Genomic DNA, 19,070 nt, shown 5'->3' on the forward strand with positions numbered 1-19,070 from the left:
CGCGTATTTCCTGCCCCTCTCCGTACCGAGACTCTTTTCCGCGCGGTGACGGCCGTCCCCGCGCGGGGTTGGGAACGACAGCGATGACCGAGGCACCGATGCTCGACCCGGGCTTCATAGCCCAGCTGCTGCCCTTCGACCCCTTCGACCCGGCCTTCCTGGCCGACCCCTACCCGATCTACGCGCAGATCCGGGAGAAGGGCCCGGTGACCCGCACCCCGCTGGGGCTGTGGGCGGTGACCGGGCACGAGGCCTGCTCGGCCGTACTGCGCGACCAGCGCTTCGGCTGGGGCGACGGCGCCACCGTCGCCGACCACTTCCGCACCGAGGCCGACGGCACGGTGGTGCGGCCGTTCATCTTCTCCGACCCGCCGGAGCACACCCGGATCCGCGCCCTGGTCGGCAAGGCGTTCGCGGCCCGCCAGGTGGACCGGATGCGGACCACCGCCGAACAGGTCGTGCGCGAACTGATCGAGACCGCGCGCGCGGAGGCCGGCGACGGTCCGATCGACCTGATGAGCGCGGTGGCGCACCCCCTGCCCGGCCGGATGCAGAACGCGCTCCTGGACGTCCCGGCCGAGCACGCCGCCCGTTTCGACGAGCTGTCCGGGGACATCGCCCGCGGCCTGGACCCGAGCTTCCTGCTCGCGCCCGAGGAGATCGCCAAACGCGACAACGCCCGCGCCGAGCTGTACCGGTACATCGGTGAACTCGCCGAGGAGCGCCGGGCCAAGCCGGGCACCGACCTCATCAGCGAACTGGTCGCCGTCGAGGAGGGCGGCGACACGCTGACCCCGGAGGAACTGGAGGTCACCTGCACCCTGCTGCTCTCCGCGGGGTACGCCACCACCGTGAACCTGATCGGCAACGGCATGTTCGCGCTGCTGGGCCGCCCCGACCAGCGGGACTGGCTGCGCGCCCACCCCGGCCAGGTACCCGCCGCCGTCGAGGAGATGCTGCGCTTCGACACGCCGGTGCAGATGATCTCCCGGGTCGCCCTGGCCGAGGCCGAGATCGCCGGGCACACCGTCCAGCCGGGCGAGCAGGTCATGCTGATGATCGGCGCGGCCAGCCACGACCCGGACGTCTACGACGACCCCCACGAGCTGAGGCTGGACCGGCCCGCCGGCCGCAACCTGGGCTTCGGCCTCGGCATCCACTTCTGCGTCGGCGCCCCGCTGGCCCGGCTCACCGCACAGGCCGCGGTCTCCGCGCTGGCCGCGCTGGACCTGGAACCGGTCACCGGCACACCGGCCCGGGTGCCCAACATCATCATGCGCGGCCTGGCCGAACTGCCCGTCCGGGTCACCGGCTGACCCGCAGCACACCGGGCGGATGCCCACCGGAGACCTCCGGTGGGCACGCACCGTATCCGCACGGCGTCCCGCACCCGATCACACGCCGGCCGCACCACACACGGAGACTACGGGGATGACCGACACTCTGACCGCACCAGAACTCTGGATCCGCCGCTACCGGCCGGCGCCCCAGCACACCGACCTTTCGCTGGTCTGCTTCCCGCACGCGGGCGGCTCCGCCAGCTACTTCCGGCCGCTCGCCGACGCGCTGGCCCCCGTCGCCGACGTCCTGTGCGTGCAGTACCCGGGCCGCCAGGACCGGCGTGCCGAACCGCCCCGCACGGCGATCTCGCAACTGGCCGACGAGATCCTCACCGTGCTGGAGTCCCTGCCGCGGCGCCGGCTGGTGCTCTTCGGGCACAGCATGGGTGCCTGCGTGGCGTTCGAGGTGGCCCGCCGGATCGAGCGGGGCTCCGCGCTCGACCTGCTCGGTCTGGTCGCCTCCGGCCGCACCGCGCCGCCCAAGGTGCGGGACCGCGGGGTCCGTTCGATGGACGACGCCGGTGTCGTCGCCGAGATCCGCCGCCTCAACGGCACCGACGAGCGGCTGCTCCTCGACGAGGACGTCATTGAGATGATCATGCCGGCCGTCCGCGGTGACTACACGGCGGTGGAGACCTACCGGTACCTGCCCGGGCCACGGCTGCGCTGCCCGATCAGTGTGCTCGTCGGCGACGAAGACCCGCAGGTCACCCTGGCCGAGGCCGAGGAGTGGCGCGCCCACACCGCCGGTGCCTTCACCCTGCGCGACTTCCCCGGCGGCCACTTCTACCTGGCCGAGCAGCAGGCCGAGGTGGCCCGGGCGCTGACCGAGGACCTGGCGGCCTTCGGCCGCGGCCCGGGACGCGACGCCTGACCGAACCGTCCCCGAGCACGCCCTCCAGACCGAAGGAAGCCTGTGGTGATGACCGACCTGGCCGCCGCGATCGAGTCACCCGACGCGCAGACACGTGACTTCGCGTCCCTGCCCGTACCGGAGTCCTACCGGGCCACCGTGCTGCGCAAGGACGAACAGCACATGTTCGACGGCGTCCCGGTCGGCGACCGCGAACCCGCCAAGGCCCTGCACCTCAGTGACGTACCGACCCCGGAGCCCGGCCCCGGCGAGGCCCTGATCGCCGTCATGGCGAGCTCCGTCAACTACAACACGGTGTGGAGCGCGCTGTTCTCGCCCGTGCCGACCTTCGCCTTCCTCGAACGCTACGCCCGCACCGGCGGCCCGGCCGCCCGGCACGACCTGCCCTACCACGTGATCGGCTCCGACCTGTCCGGTGTGGTTCTGCGCACCGGGCCCGGGGTGCGCCGCTGGCAGCCCGGTGACCGGGTGGTCGCGCACTGCCTGTGCGTCGAGTTGGAGGACGCGGCCGGCCACGACGACACCATGCTCGACCCGGAGCAGCGGATCTGGGGCTTCGAGACCAACTACGGCGGGCTGGCCGAGCTGGCGCTGGTGAAGGCCAACCAGCTGATGCCCAAGGCCGGGCACCTGACCTGGGAGGAGGCCGCGGCCCCCGGCCTGGTCAACTCCACCGCCTACCGTCAGCTCGTCTCGCGCAACGGCGCCGCCATGAAGGTCGGCGACACCGTGCTGATCTGGGGCGCGGGCGGCGGTCTGGGCTCCTACGCCACCCAGTACGCGCTGGCGGGCGGCGCGATACCGATCTGCGTGGTGTCCAGCGAGCAGAAGGCGGAGATCTGCCGTGCGATGGGCGTCGAGGCGATCATCGACCGCGGTGCGGAGAACTACCGGTTCTGGCGGGACGAGGAGACCCAGGACCAGCGCGAGTGGAAGCGGTTCGGCAAGCGGATCCGTGAACTGACCGGCGGCGACGACGTGGACATCGTCTTCGAGCACCCGGGCCGGGAGACCTTCGGCGCCTCCGTCTACGTGGCCCGCAGGGGCGGCACGATCGTCACCTGCGCCTCCACGTCCGGCTACCGGCACGAGTTCGACAACCGCTACCTCTGGATGCACCTCAAGCGGATCATCGGCTCCCACTTCGCCAACTACCGCGAGGCCTGGGAGGCCAACCGACTGGTCGTCAAGGGCCGTATCCACCCCACCCTCTCGCGTACCTATCCGCTCACCGAGACGGGCCGGGCCGTCACCGACGTCCACCGCAACCACCACCACGGCAAGGTCGGCGTGCTGTGCCTGGCCCCACGGGAGGGGCTCGGCGTCACCGACCCCGAACTGCGGGCACGGCACGAGCCGGCCATCCACCGCTTCCGCACGGTGTGAGCGCGGGCCGGCGGGGTCGCGGTTCCCGCCGGCACGGTACCCGCCGATGTTTGGTCTGCACCATTGACATGTCCGCGGACCAGGGCCTTCAATGCGGCACGTCTACGTATGTCTTCCGACGTTCACGTATGAGGAAGGTCCTGGTATGAACACCCCCCACCCGGACATGGCCTGGCCCCGCACCCTGTTAAGACTCCTCGCTCTGGTCGCCGTGGTGCTCGGCGTCCAGGCCGCCCCCGCGGGCACCGCCCACGCCGCTGCGCCCGTCAATGTGATCGCCTTCTACGACGGCACCTACGACGCGGCGCACATCAGCTTCGACCACGAGGCCAACACCTGGTTCCCGCAGGCCGGCGCCCAGAACGGCTTCACGTACACCGCGACCACGGACTGGAGCCGGCTCAACACCGCGACGCTCGCCAACTACCAGGTGGTGATGTTCCTCGACAACTACCCGCACACCGCGTCGCAACAGTCCGCCTTCCAGAGCTACATGGCGGGCGGCGGCGGATTCATCGGCTTCCACGTCTCGGCGTACAACGACAACACCAGTGACTGGCCCTGGTACCACAACACGTTCCTCGGCACCGGCACCTTCAAGAGCAACAGCTGGGGTCCGACCGCGGAGACCCTTCAGATCGACGACCCCAGCCACCCCGCGACCGCGAACCTCCCGGCCACCATCACGTCCTCGGTGAGCGAGTGGTACAGCTGGCAGAACGACCTGCGGCAGAACCCCGCCATCGACATCCTCGCCTCGATGGCCCCGTCCACCTTCCCCATCGGCACCGACCCCAACCAGACCTGGTACAGCGGCTACTACCCGATCGTCTGGTCCAACCGCAATTACAAGATGGTCTACAACAACTTCGGCCACAACGCGATGGACTACGCGACCAACACCACCCTGTCGTCGACGTTCGGGAGCGCCCAGCAGAACCAGCTCCTGCTCCAGGAGATCAAGTGGGCGTCCGGCCAGTCCGGTCCGGTCACCCCGCCCGCGAACACCACCGGTCCGATCCACGGCTACGGCGGAAAGTGCGTGGACGTGGCAGGCGCCGCGACCGCCAACGGCACCGCCGTACAGCTCTACGACTGCAACGGCACCGGCGCGCAGAACTGGACGGTCTCCACGGCCGGGACCCTCAGCTCGCTCGGCAAGTGCATGGACGTGACCGGGGCTTCCACCGCCAACGGCGCCAAGGTGCAGCTCTACGACTGCAACGGCACCGGATCACAGGTCTGGCAGCCCGGCGCGAACGGCTCCCTGGTCAACCCGCAGTCGGGCAAGTGCCTCGACGCGACCGGTCCCAGCTCGGCCAACGGCACCCGGCTGCAGATCTGGTCGTGCTCGGGTTCCGCCAACCAGAGCTGGACGCTGCCGTCCTGAGCCGCCCTCCCGTAAGGGCCGGCGTGCCGCAGCCGCGGCATGCCGGCACAGGGACCGGGGGTCAGAACAGTGTGCGCACGGGCGTTCCGGCGCTCCAGGCCGCGATGTCCTCGACCGCGTCCCGGTAGAAGACCTCGTACAGATCCCGGCTGACGTACCCGATGTGGGGGGTGACCACGGCGTTCGGCAGAGTGCGCAGGGGATGGCCGGCGGGCAGGGGCTCCCGGTCGAATACGTCCAGCGCCGCCGACGTGATCCTCTTCTCGGTCAACGCGCCGATCAGCGCCGCCTCGTCCACCAAGGGCCCGCGCGAGGTGTTCACCAGGATCGCCGTCGATTTCATGAGGCCCAGTTCGCGCTCGCCGACCAGGCCCCGGGTGCGGTCGCTGAGTACGAGATGAATGCTCAGTACATCCGAGCGGGCGAACAGTTCGTCCCGCGAGACGTATTCGGCTCCCTTCGCCTGCGCGTCCGCGGGCGTCAGGTTCTGGCTCCAGGCGATGGTCCGCATACCGAAGGCGCGCCCGATCTCCGCCACCGCGGTCCCGAGCCGGCCAAGACCCAGCACCCCGAGAGTGGCGCCCCTCAGGCTCGTCCCCAGACCCTCCTGCCAGCCGCCCCGGCGTACGGAGTCCACCTGCTGCGGGACCATGCGGGCCGCGGAGAGGATGAGCGCCCAGGTGAGTTCGACCGTCGGATACCCGAAATAGCCCGTGCCGCAGACGGTGATCCCCGCACGGCGAGCGGCCTCCAGATCGATCGCCGCGTTGACCGGCCCGGTGGTCACGAGCAGTTTCAGACGGGGCAACCTGTCCAGGGTCGAGGACGGGAAACGCGTCCGCTCCCGCATGGCGACCACCACCTGGTACTCGGCGAGCGCCGCCACGACCGCCTCCTCGTCCGCGAAGGCATCCCTGAAGACGTCCACCTCAGCCTGGAGCGAGTCCCAGTCAGCCAGGCTCAGGGCCACGTCTTGGTAGTCGTCCAGGATCGCGATCCTCATGCGCATTCCTCTCGCTCGCGGCAGCCGGGCCGACATACCGATGGGTGAGGCGTGTACCGAACGAGGGTACGGGGGCGAACCACCGGGGCTCGTGTGGCACGTGGGCTCCATGACCGAAATGGTCCTCACCCTCGTGTGGTCTCCATGCACACACCTCGAAAAGACCTGTCAAGCGCGATGTTCCTCACAGGAAAAAGCGACTCCAGGGCGGCCGTCTCCAGCGGTTTTGCGGTGGTAGCCTCAAATGAGTGAGCAATCGACTCCGCGTCAAAGGCGCCGGCACCGGCACCACCTTCGCGATGTCTCCGAGGAATTTCCCGAGAACCCGCTCGTCGTATTCAAGGGAGTTTCCGGTTCGGGCAGGTCGAGCCGGGCGTCCGACACCGTCTTCACGGAGGGCCGACCGAGGTATATGGAACCGCTGTCCGCATACGCACGGCGATTCCTCGGACAGCTCGACGAGTCCACCACCGGTCCGCACTCCGTCTGTGCGGAACGTCAGCCGGCGGCCCCGCATCGACCGGTCGACGGCGGTAACGCGGTTGTCGTCGAGTACCACCTCGACGTCGTCACGACGGCCGACCGGCTGATCGGCATGGACCCGGAAGGGGGCCACCGGGGCGGACAGGTGATCGCCGCGGGCACCCCGGAACAGATCGTGGCCCACCCGGGATCGCACACCGGCGGGTATCTCGGTGCGCTGCTGGAGGAGACGCCATGAGCCTCGCTCACATGGAAGCCGCGACGGCGCAGGCGCTGTCCCCGTTCGACGACGAGACCGACGGTCCTGAACCGCGGCTCCCGGCGGAGGTCGGCAGCACCGACCCGGTGAAGGACTACCTGCGCCTCATCGCCCGGGTCAAGCTGCTCAGCGCGGAGCAGGAGGTGGACCTCGCCCGGCGCGTCGAGGCCGGCCTGTACGCGCAGCGGCTGCTGACGGAGGGCGAGAACCGGCACCCCCGGGAGGAACTGGTCCTGCTCGCCGAGGACGGCCACCGGGCGAAGGCCCACCTCACCGAGGCCAACCTCCGCCTGGTCGTCTCCGTGGCCAAGCGCTTCACCGGCCGGGGCCTGGACTTCCTGGACCTCATCCAGGAAGGCAACTCCGGTCTCATCCGGGCGGTGGAGAAGTTCGACTACACCAAGGGCTTCAAGTTCTCCACGTACGCGACCTGGTGGATCAAACAGGCGGTCACCCGCGCCCTGGCCGACCAGAGCCGCACCATACGGATCCCGGTCCACACCGTGGAGATCATCAACCGGGTGGCCAGGGCGCGCAGGGAACTGATGCAGGACACGGGCGCCCTGCCCACCCCGCAGGAGGTCGCCGCGAAGGCCGAGATACCGCTCGCACGGCTCGTCGAAATCGACGCCTACACCAGGGAACCCGTCTCCCTGCACGCCTCGCTCAACGAGGAGGGCGACGCCGAGTTCGGCGACCTCATCGAGGACACCGACACGCCCGCTCCCTGGGAGGCCGTGTCCCACCACCTTCTCCAGGACACCATCCGCGGCCTGCTCACCGCCATGACCGCCCGCGAGGCCGGCATCATCGCACTGCGCTACGGACTCACCGACGGCCGCCCGCACACCCTGGAGGAGATCGGCGTCGTCTACGGCGTGACCCGCGAACGCATCCGGCAGATCGAGGCCAAGACGATGAGCAAGCTCCGTCACCCGTCCCGCTCCCAGGTACTGCGGGACTACCTCGACGACACCTGACCCGACCGGCCGGGCCACCGTCCACGAGATGGTCGACCCACTCGGGGGCCAGGACCCGCGGACAGCGCCGTCAACGTGGTCCGGACCCCACCGAGCCCGGCGCGGGCGGGGCCGGGGCGGCCCGGGCGGGCGCCGTCGCACCGTGCGCCCCGTCCAACTCCCTGTGGAGGTCGCAGCCTTCACGGGCCGCCGCGGCGAACTCGGCCGCGTACGGCGACCGCTACAGACCGCGCCACACGTTGTCGAAGGCCGAGTCCTCGATCTCCCGCCGCTGCCGGACGGCGGCCAGCTCCGTCACGGCGCCGTCCACCGCGGCCACCACCGTCACGGTCGCGTCGGAGACGGCACTCGCGAGGTCCTTGGGCGTCTCGTCCTGGACGCCCACCGCGGCCGCGAAGGCGGCGAGCACGGGCTCACCCGACGTCCAGCGCTCGCGCGCCCGGGCATGCTCGGGCGAGTCGGCCGGCGCCGTCCGCCCGGTCGGCAGCGGCAGCCACCGCCGCCGCTGCCGGGTGACTGTGCCGTCCTCCTCCAGCTCGGCGAGATAGGTGGCGGACAGGCCACGCCCCCGGCGCCACAGCCAGTCCTCGACCGACTCGTAGGGCGTGTCGCGCTTCAGCGCCGCCACCGCCTGGTCGAGGAGCCGGTCGCCCGTCCCGCCCTGGGTGGCGGGCACGACGATCTCGTCGTCGAGGGTGGCCGCCCCGGCGTCGAGGAGATCGACCAGTTCGGCTCCCGCGAGCGCCAGCGAGAGGTCGCCCTGCTCGACGGGCCGGGCCGCGGCGTCGTACACGGTGACGATGAACAGGTCCCGGGGTGTGGTCATGTCGGACTCCCCAACAAAGAGGGCGGCAGAGGCATCTGCGGCCATGGTGGCGCGGAAGAACACGATGCCCGGTGCGGGCGCCACGCAGTCTCTCGCGCTTCGCCCGCGCAGGTCACTCGTTCCGCCCAGGCGAGGCGCGTGGCGTGCCGCTTCGCGCGCCGTACCACCACGATGAGCCGCGACGTGCCGACGCGCAGCGCGACACGGGCGGGTGCGGGGCCGGGGGAGCGGCGATCGACAGGGCCGGGGAGCGGGACTCGCACGGGCGGGCGGGGAGGGAGGACCCGCACGGGCGGCCGGGGAGCGGGGACCCGCACGGGCGGGCCGGGGAAGCGAGGACCCCCACCGGCGCGGAGCGGCGATCCACAGCGCCGGTGGAGTGCCGGCACGCGCGATAGGCTGCTTGGCGATCAGAAGGGTGACATCGGCCGGAGGTGGGTGGACATGACAGCGGAGGTCGAGCCGTCGTCCGCCGTCGGCGCGGGCGGCCGGGACAGCCGGCTGGGTCCCCTGCTCATCACCCTCTTCGGGCTGTACGCGCGCGGTGAGCACAACTGGCTCTCCGTGGCCTCGGTGATACGTCTCATGGCCGACCTCGGTGTCGAGGGTCAGGCCGTCCGTTCGGCGGTCTCCCGGCTGAAACGGCGCGGGGTGCTGCGGAGCGAGCGCCACGAGGGAGCCGCCGGATACGCCGTCGCCGACGGCACGCTGGAGGTGCTGGAAGAGGGCGACACACGCATCTTCGAGCGGAACCGGGCCGCGGCCGACGACGGCTGGCTCATCGTCGTCTTCTCCGTGCCCGAGTCCGAGCGGGACAAGCGCCACGCCCTGCGCACGGCCCTGACCCGGCTGGGCTTCGGCACCGCGGCCCCCGGTGTCTGGGTGGCCCCCGGCGTCCTCGCCGACGAGACCCGCCGCACCCTGCAACGCCTCGAACTGACGCCGTACGTCGACATCTTCACCGGCGACCACTTCGCCTTCGGCGACCTGTCGGCGAAGGTCCGTGAGTGGTGGGACCTCGACGAGCTCACCGCGCTCTACGCGGACTTCCTCGCGCGGTACGGGACGGTGCGCGAGCGCGCGGCCGCAGGCGGGATCGCGCCGCGGGAGGCGTTCGGGGTCTATCTGCCGATGCTCACCGAGTGGCGCCGGCTCCCGTACCGCGACCCCGGCCTGCCGCTGTCCCTGCTGCCGCCGGGCTGGCACGGTGAGACCGCCGGCGCGCTCTTCGAGGAACTCGACAGGACGCTCAGGGCGCCCGCCCGCGAACACGCCCTGGCGGTCATCCACACGGCCTAGGCCTACGGCCTGATCAGCCTTTCCTCCGGGATCACGGCCACGCCGAGGATCTCGATCAACGCCTCCGGCTGCCAGAGCGCGGTGCAGCCGATGCCCGCCATCGCCGGATACACCGGCCCCGCGAGCTCCCGCCACACCCGGCCGATCTCCTTGCCGTGGGCCTGGTAGTCGGGGATGTCGGTGAGATAGATCGTCACGCTCACCAGGTCCGCCGGCTCGCCGCCCGCCGCCCGCAGCGTGCTGAGCACATTGCCGAACGCCTGGCGGAACTGCTCGACGATCCCGCCCGGAACGATCTTCATATCGGCGTCGAGCGCGGTCTGGCCGCCCAGATGGAGCGTGTTCCCCGCGAGCGTTCCGTGCGAGTAGCCGCTCGGGGCGGGCAGTTCGGGCGGGTTCACGGCGACGGGAGTCATGAGGCCTCCGGTTCGGTGGTGTCCAACTCCGGCCGCACGGCCGGTCGTATTGACAATAAATGACGACCGTGAAAAATACGAGATAGGGCGCGGTCCTCCTCCGGACCCGGCGAGCCGACGCCCCCGACAGGCCGACGACCCCGGCAAGCCCACGGAAACGGAGCCGTTCCATGGAGCCCGACCTCAGCAAGTACCGACTCGAAGGCGACAGCGAGATGTACCGGCTGCCCAGCGGCATCGTCGCGCCCGTCGTCACCCGGGCCGGCCAGGAGGACGTGAACACCGCCGACTCGGGCGGCGCCGTCCGGGTGTCGGGCGTCAGCGCCCAGCACACCCCGGCGCGCCGCCTGTGGTACGGCAAGGTCAGCAACGAGCCCGGCTACCGTTCGGTCACCCACCACCACGGCGAGGCCGAGACCGGAGGATACGTCCTCTCGGGCCGGGCCCGGATCTACTTCGGCGAGAAGTTCGAGGACTACGTCGACATGACGGAGGGCGACTGGGTCTTCGTCCCGCCCTTCATGCCACACGTCGAGTGCAACCTCTCCCGGAGCAGGCCGCTGGTGTGGATGACCACCCGGACCCCGGAGAACATCGTGGTGAACCTGCCCGACGTGGCCGACACCGACCTGCGCGACTGGCTGAACCGATGACCGCCGCCCCGACCTCCGCGATCGTCACCGCGGCCCTCACCCTCAAGCCCGCCGCGCCCGAGCACTTCGACCTCGCGTTCACCGCCACCACCCAGCCCTGCCCCTGGCCCAAGGCCTACGGCGGCGACCTCGTCGCCCAGGCCGCCGCGGCCGCGATGCGCTCGGTGACCGACGGCAAGTCGCTGCACTCGATGCACAGTTACTTCCTGCGCCCGGCCGACATCGGTGCCGAGGTCCGCTACGAGGTGGAGGTGGTGCGCGACGGCCGCGGCTACAGCACCCGCCAGGTACGCGGCTACCAGAACGGCAAGGTGCTCTACGTCTGCCTCGCCAACTTCGCGGCGGGGGAGCCGGGTGGTTCCTTCCACGCCGAGTTCGCCGGGGAGATCCCCGCCCCCGAGACGCTGCCCAGCTCGGCCGAGTACCTCGCCGAGCGCACCGGCGGCACGATGACCGCCGAGTCCAGGGCCTACTGGCGCGGCGGCCGAGGCTTCGACATGCGCCACGTGCCCGGCCCCGTCTACCTCACCGTCGAGGGTGAACGACTGCCCCACCAGGCGGTCTGGCTACGGCCGTTCGACGCGCTGCGCCCCGTCGAGGGACTCACCGACGCCCAGCGCGACCTGGCCGCCCTCGCCTACGTCTGCGACTACACGATCCTCGAACCCGTCCTGCGGGTCCTCGGCCTGGCCTGGGCCGACCCCGGCCTGGTCACCGCGAGCCTCGACCACGCCATGTGGTTCCACCGCCCCGCACCGGTGGGCGACTGGCTGCTCTACGCCCAGGAAGCGGTGGCCGCCGACGCGGGCCGCGGCCTCGGCACCGGATGCTTCTTCACCCGCGACCGCCGTCACCTGGCCACAGTCGTCCAGGAGGGCATGATCCGCCCCGCCTGACCGCCCGCCGCATTCCACCGGCGGGCTCCCGGAAGGAACCCCACGTTGGCTGTTCCGCTCTCACCGACCTCGCATCTGGACACCTTCGCCCGGGACCATCTCCCGCCCGCCGAACTGTGGCCCACGATCGAGTTCACCACGCCCGAACTGAGCTACCCGGCCCGCCTCAACGCGGCCACCGAGCTCATCGACGCGGCCGTCGAACGCCACGGCCCCGACCGCCCCGCCCTGCGCACCCCGGCCGGGGAGGTGTGGACGTACGGCGAACTGCGCACCCGCGCCAACCAGGTCGCCCAGGTCCTCACCGAGGACCTCGGCCTGGTACCCGGCCGGCGCGTCCTGCTGCGCGCGCCCAACACCCCCTGGACGGTGGCCTGCTGGCTCGGCGTCCTGAAGGCGGGCGGGGTCCTGGTCACCACGATGGCCGCGCTGCGCGCCCGCGAGATCACCCCGATCGCCGAACGCACCAAGCCCGCCATCGCGTTGGTGGACCACCGCTTCACCGACGAGATCCGCACCGTCCTGCCCGACCTGCCGCTGGTCGAGTACGGCGGGCCCGGCCCTGACGACCTGGTGGCCCGGTGCTCCGCCAAGTCCGGCGAGTTCAGGGACGTGGAGACGGCCGCCGACGACGTGGCGCTGCTCGGCCCCACCTCCGGAAGCACCGGCGCCCCCAAGATCACGATGCACTTCCACCGGGACATCCTGTCCATCGACAACACTTTCGGCCGGCACCTCCTGGGGCTGCGCGAGGACGATCTGGTGGCCTGCACCGCGCCGTTCGCCTTCACCTTCGGCCTCGGCATGCTGGTGGTCTTCCCGCTGCGGGCCGGCGCCTGCGCCCTGCTGACCGAGACGGCCACACCGGACCAGCTCGCCGACCTCGTCGAGAAACACGGCGTCACCGTCCTCGCGACGGCGCCCACCGCCTACAAGGCCATCGTGCGCGACGGCAAGGTGCGGCAACTCGGCAGCGTCCGGGTCGGGGTGTCGGCGGGCGAGCACATACCCCTCACCACCTGGCAGGAACTGCGCGACCGCATCGGGCTGAAGGTGATCGACGGCATCGGCGCGACCGAACTGCTGCACATCTTCATCTCCGCCGCCGGCGACGACATCCGGCCCGGAGCCACCGGACGTCCCGTGCCCGGCTACCGCGCCACGATCCTGGATCTCGACGGCGCGGAACTCGGCCCGGGGGAGCCGGGGCGGCTCGGCGTCATCGGCCCGGTCGGCTGCCGCTACCTCGACGACGAACGCCAGCAGGACTACGTCGTGGGCGGCTGGAACGTCACCGGCGACATCTTCCACCGCGACGAGGACGGCTACTTCCACTACCACGCCCGCAGCGACAACATGATCGTCTCCTCCGGGTACAACATCGGCGGTCCCGAGGTGGAGGCCGCCATCGACACCCACCCGGACGTCGTCGAGTCCGCCGTCGTGGCCCGCCCCGACCCGGAGCGCGGCTCGGTCGTCTGCGCCTTCGTCGTCCTGCGCGAGGGGGTCACCGGGGATCCGGCGAAGGCCAAGGAGATCCAGGACCACGTCAAACAGGTACTGGCGCCCTACAAGTACCCGCGTGACGTCCGCTTCCACGACGCCCTGCCGCGCAACACCAGTGGAAAACTCCAGCGGTTCGCGCTCCGCAAGATCATCGAAGCCGAACAGGCCGCTGAGCAGTGAGAGGAACTCCCTTGAAGATCGCGATCATCGGCGGTGGCCCGGGAGGGCTCTACCTCGCGGCGCTGCTGAAGCAGCTGGACCCCGCCCACGAGATCACCGTGTGGGAGCGCAACGCCCCCGACGACACCTTCGGCTTCGGCGTGGTGTTCTCCGACGAGACACTCGGCGGCATCGAGAACGCCGACACCGTCTTCGCCGAGGCCATGTCCCGCCGCTTCGCCCGCTGGACGGACATCGACATCCACTACCGGGGCGAGAGCCACACCGTCGGCGGCCAGGGCTTCGCCGCCATGAGCCGCAAGGAACTGCTGCACCTCCTCCAGGAGCGCTGCCGGGAGCTGGGCGTCACCCTGCACTTCTCGACCCCGGCACCCGAGGTGGCCGGGCTGCGCGCCTCGCACGACCTCGTCGTCGGCGCGGACGGCGTCAACTCGGGCGTCCGGGCGGCCCACGCGGACGCATTCCGCCCGTCCCTGGACCGGCGGCGCAGCAAGTACATGTGGCTGGGCACGGACCGGGTCTTCGAGGCCTTCCAGTTCTTCGTCAAGGAGACGGAGTGGGGGGTCGCGCAGGTCCACGGCTACCCCTACTCCGACACCGGCTCGACCTTCATCGTGGAGATGCACGAGGACGTCTGGCGCCGGGCAGGATTCGACGTCACCGAGGACATGGCGTTCGCGCCGGGTGTCTCCGACGAGCAGGCCGTGGCCCGCATCCGGGAGCTGTTCGCCGACGAACTCGGCGGACACCAGGTGTTCGCCAACAACTCCAAGTGGCTGAACTTCACCACCGTCCGCAACGAGCACTGGCACCACGGCAACCTCGTCCTCATCGGCGACGCCGCCCACACCGCCCACTTCTCCATCGGCTCCGGCACCAAGCTGGCCATGGAGGACGCCCTCGCCCTGGCCGCCTGTCTGCACGAACACCCCGACGCGGACAGCGCGTTGACCGCCTACGAGAGCGAACGCCGCCCGGTGGTGGAGTCCACCCAGCGGGCCGCGCAGGCCTCGCTGGAGTGGTTCGAGAACATCGGCATGTACGCCGGCCAGGAACCCACCCAGTTCTGTTTCAACCTCCTGACCCGTTCGCGCCGCATCACCTACGACAACCTGCGCACCCGGGACCAGGAGTTCGCCGACCGCGTCGACGCCGCCTTCGCCACGGCGCAGGGACTGGACACCGAGGCGCCCGCGATGTTCCAGCCGTTCCGGATCGGGCGGCTGGAGCTGAAGAACCGGGTGATCGTCTCCCCGATGGACATGTACTCCGCCGTCGACGGCGTGCCCGGTGACTTCCATCTGGTCCATCTGGGTTCGAAGGCGATGGGCGGGGCGGGCCTGGTGATGACGGAGATGGTGTGCGTCTCGCCCGAGGGCCGGATCACCCCCGGCTGCACCGGCCTGTGGAACGACGGACAGCGCGACTCCTGGCAGCGGATCGTCTCCTTCGTCCACGACCGCAGCACCGCCCGCATCGGACTCCAACTCGGCCACTCCGGCCGCAAGGGCTCCACCCGCCTGATGTGGGAGGGCATGGACGAACCGCTGCCCGACGGCAACTGGGAGGTCATGGGCCCGTCCGCAGTGCCGTACGGACCCGGATCGCCCGTCCCCCGCGAACTCACCCGCACCGAACTCGACGCCATCACCGCCGAGTTCGTCGAAGCGGCCCGCCGCGGCGCCGAGGCCGGCTTCGACCTCCTCGAACTCCACTGCGCCCACGGCTACCTGCTCTCCTCCTTCCTCTCGCCCCTCGCCAACCGGCGCACCGACGAGTACGGCGGCCCGCTGGCGAACCGGCTGCGCTACCCCCTGGAGGTCTTCGACGCGGTCCGGTCCGTCTGGCCCGCCGAACGGCCGATGAGCGTGCGGATCTCCGCCACCGACTGGGCCCCCGACGGCAACACCGAACACGACGCCGTGGAGATCGCCCGCGCCTTCATCGCGCACGGCGCGGCCGCCATCGACGTCTCCACCGGCCAGGTCACCAAGGACGAACGCCCCGCCTACGGCCGCTCGTACCAGACCCCCTTCGCCGACCGGATCCGTCACGAGGTGGCCGCCGAGAGCGGCGCGGCGGTGATCGCGGTCGGCGCCATCGCCTCGTACGACGACGTGAACTCGATCCTGCTGGCGGGCCGCGCCGACCTGTGCGCCGTAGGACGTACCCATCTGTACGACCCGCACTGGACCCTGCACGCGGCCGCCGACCAGGAGTACCGGGGACCGGCCGCCGAGTGGCCGGTCCAGTTCGGGGCCGGTCGCCGCAAACCGCCCACCGCGCGCACGGACGCCGTTCGCCCCCGCCTGTCCCTGCTGCGGGCGGACTCGGCGGGGGAGAGCGTGCACCTGCGGTGGAAGCCCCTGAGGGAGGGAGTACCGGTGGTGGGGTGACGTCTGGTGGTGCCGGCGGATCAGCTCCTTGCCGGATTCGTTGACGATCAGCGCACGGATCGCGTCCGCCCTGTAGTGGGGGTGTCGCACATGCCCCTGACGCTCTCCTGGCGGGCTGTACGCGGGCTGTGGAGCGCGACCCCTCGGGACCCCGTCCGGACCGCCTCGGGACGCCGTCGGGATCATGGCGAACCGCTCGGTTTTCGCCCTCCGGAGGGCGCCGGAGGCGTGACGCCACCCATAGGAGCCAGATCACATCCTATCGGGCTTCGTAGGTCCGGAACGCCCTGAACGCCATGCAAGCCGCATGAAAAGGTGCATTTCGGCGATTTATACGATGTCAGGTAGTACGTCACATCATTGCGTCCTACTCCGGCCGCCGCTAACCATGGCTGTCGTCGCCGGGAGACGGGCGATGGACCGAGCGGATCCCCGCCGGGTCCGCCCACTCCCGCCGGTTGTACGGGGCTCCGCCCCACGCCGCCGCACACAGCGGCCGGCGCCGACGCCGTCCCCACCGGAGAGATTCGTTCACATGACCATGACCACTCGCACCCGCATCGCCCGCCTCCGCACCCTCGGCCTCACCGGCCTCGCCACCACCGGTGCCGCGGCGGCCGCTCTCACCCTGATGCCGACGACCGCGCAGGCCGCCGAAGCGACGCAGGCGCACACCTCCACCGCGGTCACGGCCTCCAGCAACGACAGCCGCACCACCGGGCAGAAGTCCGGCTACTCGAACAACCTCGACGGCTGGATCAAGCAGTCTCTGCAGATCATGAAGTCCAAGGGCATTCCGGGCAGCTACGACGGCCTCAAGCGCAACATCATGCGCGAGTCCGGCGGCAACCCCTCCGCCCAGAACAACTGGGACGTCAACGCCCAGAAGGGCACCCCTTCCAAGGGTCTGCTCCAGGTGATCGACCCCACCTTCAACGCGTACCACGTCAACGGCACCGCGAGCAGCGTCACCGACCCGGTGGCCAACATCACCGCGGCCGCCAACTACGCCGCCCACCGCTACGGCTCGATCGACAACGTCAACTCCGCGTACTGAGCGCGGCGGTGACTCAGCGGGCCGACCCCGGCCCGTCGTGCCGCAGCAGGAACACGTCGGCAACGGCGTCGGTGAACCCTTCGCCGACCGGCCCGGCCGGCACCAGTACGCGGTAGCAGAGCGGGCCCACCAACCGGTCCGCCTCGGCGTCCAGGACGAGCCCGGCGGGCAACCGGCCCGCCGCCACGGCCGTTCCAGCAGGACGCGGTCGCGCCGGCGCTGCGGCTCCGGAACAACGCGACGTGAACTCCCCGGCGAACGCCGGATCGTGCTGGGCCCGCGCGAGCAGGGCCCGGAAGACCGCGCCGGAACCGGACTCGCCGAGAAACGTGGCGAGCCGGCGCAGACAGTCCCGCAGGTCGGCGGCGAAGTCCCGTCGGCCTTCGTACTCCACCGGCGGTGGACGGTCTCCTTGGACACCCCGCCTCGTGCGGTGATGCCCTCCATGGTCACGCCCGCGACAGCCCCGCCGATCTCGGCGCCCCGGCCGACCGCGTGCTCCGCGACGGCTGGAAGGACCTCTGGCCGCCCTTACTGAGGCTGCTGGAGCCGCACGCGTGAAGCTCTAGGGCTCCCGGTGCTCGTGCGCCGCCTGCTCCAGGGCCGCGGCCTCCGCCTCGGCGATGCGGGTCTCCGCCTCGACGTCGATCGAGCGGGTCAGCCACCAGTACAGCAGCGCCGAGACCGGCAGCCCGACGAACAGCGAGATGTCGGCGCCGTCGAGGGCCTTGGCGGCGGGGCCGACGAAGAGCGTGCCGACGGAGAAGAACGGGATCATGACCGCGAACCCGACCAGGTACGAGATGATCCCCTGCCAGCCCCATCGGCCGTAGATGCCGTTCGGCTTGAAGATCTCGGCGATCGCGTAGTGGCCGCGGCGCACCACGTAGTAGTCCATCAGGTTGACCGACGTCCACGGGATGAACAGGTAGAGCACCAGCAGCAGGAAGTTGTTGAAGTTCGTCAGGAAGTTCGAGGTCGCCGCCAGCGCGCCGATCAGGGAGAGCGCCGCGGTCACGCCGATGGTGATCAGACGCACGCCGAGCGTCGGGCGTACCCGCTTGAACGAGTCGATGGCGCTGATCAGCGTCAGTGAACCGCCGTACATGTTCAGCGCGGTGACGGAGATCAGGCCCAGGGCGGCGAACAGCAGCACGATCGCGCCGAAGCCGTCGAAGACCTTGTCGCCGGCGGCGTTGATCGAGGGGATCGTGTCGAAGCTGTCACCCGCCCAGGCGGCCAGCAGCGTCCCGAGCACCATCAGCCAGATACCGCCGAGCGCCGAGCCGAAGTAGGTCCAGTAGAACGTCTTGCGGACCGTCACGTCCGGCGGCAGATAGCGCGAGTAGTCCGAGACGTAGATGGCCCAGCTGATCTGGTAGCCGGCGACCACGCCGAACTGGGCCAGGAACGGGGTCGCTTTGAAGGCGCCGAGATCGAAGGAGCCCGGCGGGTAGTGCAGGGTGACCAGGACACCGACGGTGAAGATCCCGAAGATGACCAGGAAGGTGTAGGTCAGGAACCGCTCGGCCTTGTGGATGATGTCGTAGCCCACCAGCGCGATGACGAACGCGACGGCGGTGACCACGATCACCCACAGCTTCACGCCGCCGTGGATCGTGGAGTCCAGCGCCTCACCGGCCAGGCTGGTGTTGAACACGTTGAACCCCGCGTACTGGACATACGCGAACAGCCACACCAGCAGCGCCCCGACATAGCCGAACTGGGGCCGTGACTGGATCATCTGCGGCAGCCCCAGCTGCGGCCCCTGCGCCGAGTGGAAGGCCATGAAGAAGGTGCCGATCACGGTGCCCGCGACGATCGCAAGGAGCGACCAGATCAGGTTGCCGCCCTCCGTGATGCTGATCAGCCCCACGGCCAGGGTGGCGATCTGCGCGTTCGACATGAACCACAGCGGACCCAGATGCCACAGCTTGCCGTGCCGCTCGTCCAGCGGCACATAGTCGATGGACCGGATCTCCAGACCGCTCACCCGCGGTTCCGCCGATGTGCTCATGGCACCTCCCAGGGGTCGGTCCGTCACTCTGGTCACATTCTTCCCCCGGAATGGCCCGGATGAGGCCTACGGAATCCGTGTTCCGCCCCCCGGAACGGCCACCTCGCCC

The 19,070-nt window shown here is 70.5% G+C and carries 17 protein-coding genes; 12 read left to right on the forward strand and 5 right to left on the reverse strand.

All coding sequences use genetic code 11. From position 1 onward, the window contains the following. The first annotated feature begins 83 nt into the window (after positions 1 to 83). The 4 genes from AB0D59_RS19885 (at position 84) to AB0D59_RS19900 (ending at position 4,990) form a co-directional block, all read left to right on the forward strand. The gene (locus tag AB0D59_RS19885) at positions 84 to 1,316 is read left to right on the forward strand and encodes a cytochrome P450 (protein ID WP_362566702.1); all 1,233 of its coding nucleotides are present in this window, start codon (positions 84 to 86) and stop codon (positions 1,314 to 1,316) included. Between the two features lie 115 nt (positions 1,317 to 1,431). Next, positions 1,432 to 2,214: an alpha/beta fold hydrolase gene (locus tag AB0D59_RS19890; RefSeq protein WP_362566705.1), complete on the forward strand. Its 783-nt coding sequence runs from the start codon at positions 1,432 to 1,434 to the stop codon at positions 2,212 to 2,214. A 48-nt stretch (positions 2,215 to 2,262) separates the two neighbouring features. Beyond that, entirely contained in the window at positions 2,263 to 3,600 is a 1,338-nt protein-coding gene (gene ccrA / locus AB0D59_RS19895; protein ID WP_362566708.1) for a crotonyl-CoA carboxylase/reductase, read from the forward strand. Positions 3,601 to 3,745: 145 nt separating this feature from the next. Continuing rightward, positions 3,746 to 4,990 carry a ThuA domain-containing protein gene (locus AB0D59_RS19900; RefSeq protein ID WP_362566711.1) on the forward strand — a complete coding sequence of 415 codons (1,245 nt, stop codon included), beginning with the start codon at positions 3,746 to 3,748 and terminating at the stop codon, positions 4,988 to 4,990. 61 nt (positions 4,991 to 5,051) lie between these two features. Here AB0D59_RS19900 and AB0D59_RS19905 read toward each other — a convergent pair whose 3' ends face one another. Then, the gene (locus AB0D59_RS19905) at positions 5,052 to 5,993 is read right to left on the reverse strand and encodes a D-2-hydroxyacid dehydrogenase family protein (RefSeq protein WP_362566714.1); all 942 of its coding nucleotides are present in this window, start codon (positions 5,991 to 5,993) and stop codon (positions 5,052 to 5,054) included. A 412-nt stretch (positions 5,994 to 6,405) separates the two neighbouring features. Here AB0D59_RS19905 and AB0D59_RS19910 point away from each other — a divergent pair, with 412 nt between their 5' ends. Further along, positions 6,406 to 6,714, forward strand: a complete 309-nt coding sequence (locus AB0D59_RS19910; protein ID WP_362566717.1) for a hypothetical protein — start codon at positions 6,406 to 6,408, stop codon at positions 6,712 to 6,714. Then, positions 6,711 to 7,715: an RNA polymerase sigma factor gene (locus AB0D59_RS19915; protein WP_362566720.1), complete on the forward strand. Its 1,005-nt coding sequence runs from the start codon at positions 6,711 to 6,713 to the stop codon at positions 7,713 to 7,715. Before AB0D59_RS19910 ends, AB0D59_RS19915 begins: the two co-directional genes overlap by 4 nt. Positions 7,716 to 7,935: 220 nt before the next feature. Here AB0D59_RS19915 and AB0D59_RS19920 read toward each other — a convergent pair whose 3' ends face one another. Then, the gene (locus AB0D59_RS19920) at positions 7,936 to 8,541 is read right to left on the reverse strand and encodes a GPP34 family phosphoprotein (protein ID WP_362566723.1); all 606 of its coding nucleotides are present in this window, start codon (positions 8,539 to 8,541) and stop codon (positions 7,936 to 7,938) included. 444 nt (positions 8,542 to 8,985) lie between these two features. Between AB0D59_RS19920 and AB0D59_RS19925 the strand changes: the two genes are divergently transcribed. Further along, positions 8,986 to 9,840 (forward strand): PaaX family transcriptional regulator C-terminal domain-containing protein, encoded by an 855-nt coding sequence (locus tag AB0D59_RS19925; RefSeq protein ID WP_362566726.1) that lies wholly within the window; start codon positions 8,986 to 8,988, stop codon positions 9,838 to 9,840. Between the two features lie 2 nt (positions 9,841 to 9,842). Here AB0D59_RS19925 and AB0D59_RS19930 read toward each other — a convergent pair whose 3' ends face one another. Beyond that, positions 9,843 to 10,256 (reverse strand): RidA family protein, encoded by a 414-nt coding sequence (locus AB0D59_RS19930; RefSeq protein WP_362566729.1) that lies wholly within the window; start codon positions 10,254 to 10,256, stop codon positions 9,843 to 9,845. 170 nt (positions 10,257 to 10,426) lie between these two features. Between AB0D59_RS19930 and AB0D59_RS19935 the strand changes: the two genes are divergently transcribed. From AB0D59_RS19935 to AB0D59_RS19955, 5 genes are all read left to right on the forward strand, one after another. Next, complete coding sequence (locus tag AB0D59_RS19935) at positions 10,427 to 10,909, forward strand: cupin domain-containing protein (RefSeq protein WP_362566732.1); 483 nt, start codon at positions 10,427 to 10,429, stop codon at positions 10,907 to 10,909. Further along, entirely contained in the window at positions 10,906 to 11,805 is a 900-nt protein-coding gene (locus AB0D59_RS19940; RefSeq protein WP_362566735.1) for an acyl-CoA thioesterase domain-containing protein, read from the forward strand. Before AB0D59_RS19935 ends, AB0D59_RS19940 begins: the two co-directional genes overlap by 4 nt. A 45-nt stretch (positions 11,806 to 11,850) precedes the next feature. Then, the gene (locus AB0D59_RS19945; protein ID WP_362566738.1) at positions 11,851 to 13,491 is read left to right on the forward strand and encodes an AMP-binding protein; all 1,641 of its coding nucleotides are present in this window, start codon (positions 11,851 to 11,853) and stop codon (positions 13,489 to 13,491) included. A gap of 11 nt (positions 13,492 to 13,502) precedes the next feature. Next, positions 13,503 to 15,887 carry a bifunctional salicylyl-CoA 5-hydroxylase/oxidoreductase gene (locus AB0D59_RS19950; RefSeq protein WP_362566740.1) on the forward strand — a complete coding sequence of 795 codons (2,385 nt, stop codon included), beginning with the start codon at positions 13,503 to 13,505 and terminating at the stop codon, positions 15,885 to 15,887. A gap of 535 nt (positions 15,888 to 16,422) precedes the next feature. Next, positions 16,423 to 16,944, forward strand: a complete 522-nt coding sequence (locus AB0D59_RS19955; RefSeq protein ID WP_362566743.1) for a transglycosylase SLT domain-containing protein — start codon at positions 16,423 to 16,425, stop codon at positions 16,942 to 16,944. Positions 16,945 to 16,957: 13 nt separating this feature from the next. On the opposite strand, the gene AB0D59_RS19960 is transcribed toward AB0D59_RS19955, so the two are convergent. Both AB0D59_RS19960 and AB0D59_RS19965 read right to left on the reverse strand, forming a co-directional pair. Next, positions 16,958 to 17,338: a TetR-like C-terminal domain-containing protein gene (locus AB0D59_RS19960; RefSeq protein WP_362566746.1), complete on the reverse strand. Its 381-nt coding sequence runs from the start codon at positions 17,336 to 17,338 to the stop codon at positions 16,958 to 16,960. 171 nt (positions 17,339 to 17,509) lie between these two features. Continuing rightward, positions 17,510 to 18,961: a cytosine permease gene (locus tag AB0D59_RS19965; RefSeq protein WP_362566749.1), complete on the reverse strand. Its 1,452-nt coding sequence runs from the start codon at positions 18,959 to 18,961 to the stop codon at positions 17,510 to 17,512. Positions 18,962 to 19,070 lie beyond the last annotated feature (109 nt).

The organism is Streptomyces sp. NPDC048417 (genome assembly GCF_040651615.1).
GTDB lineage: Bacteria > Actinomycetota > Actinomycetes > Streptomycetales > Streptomycetaceae > Streptomyces.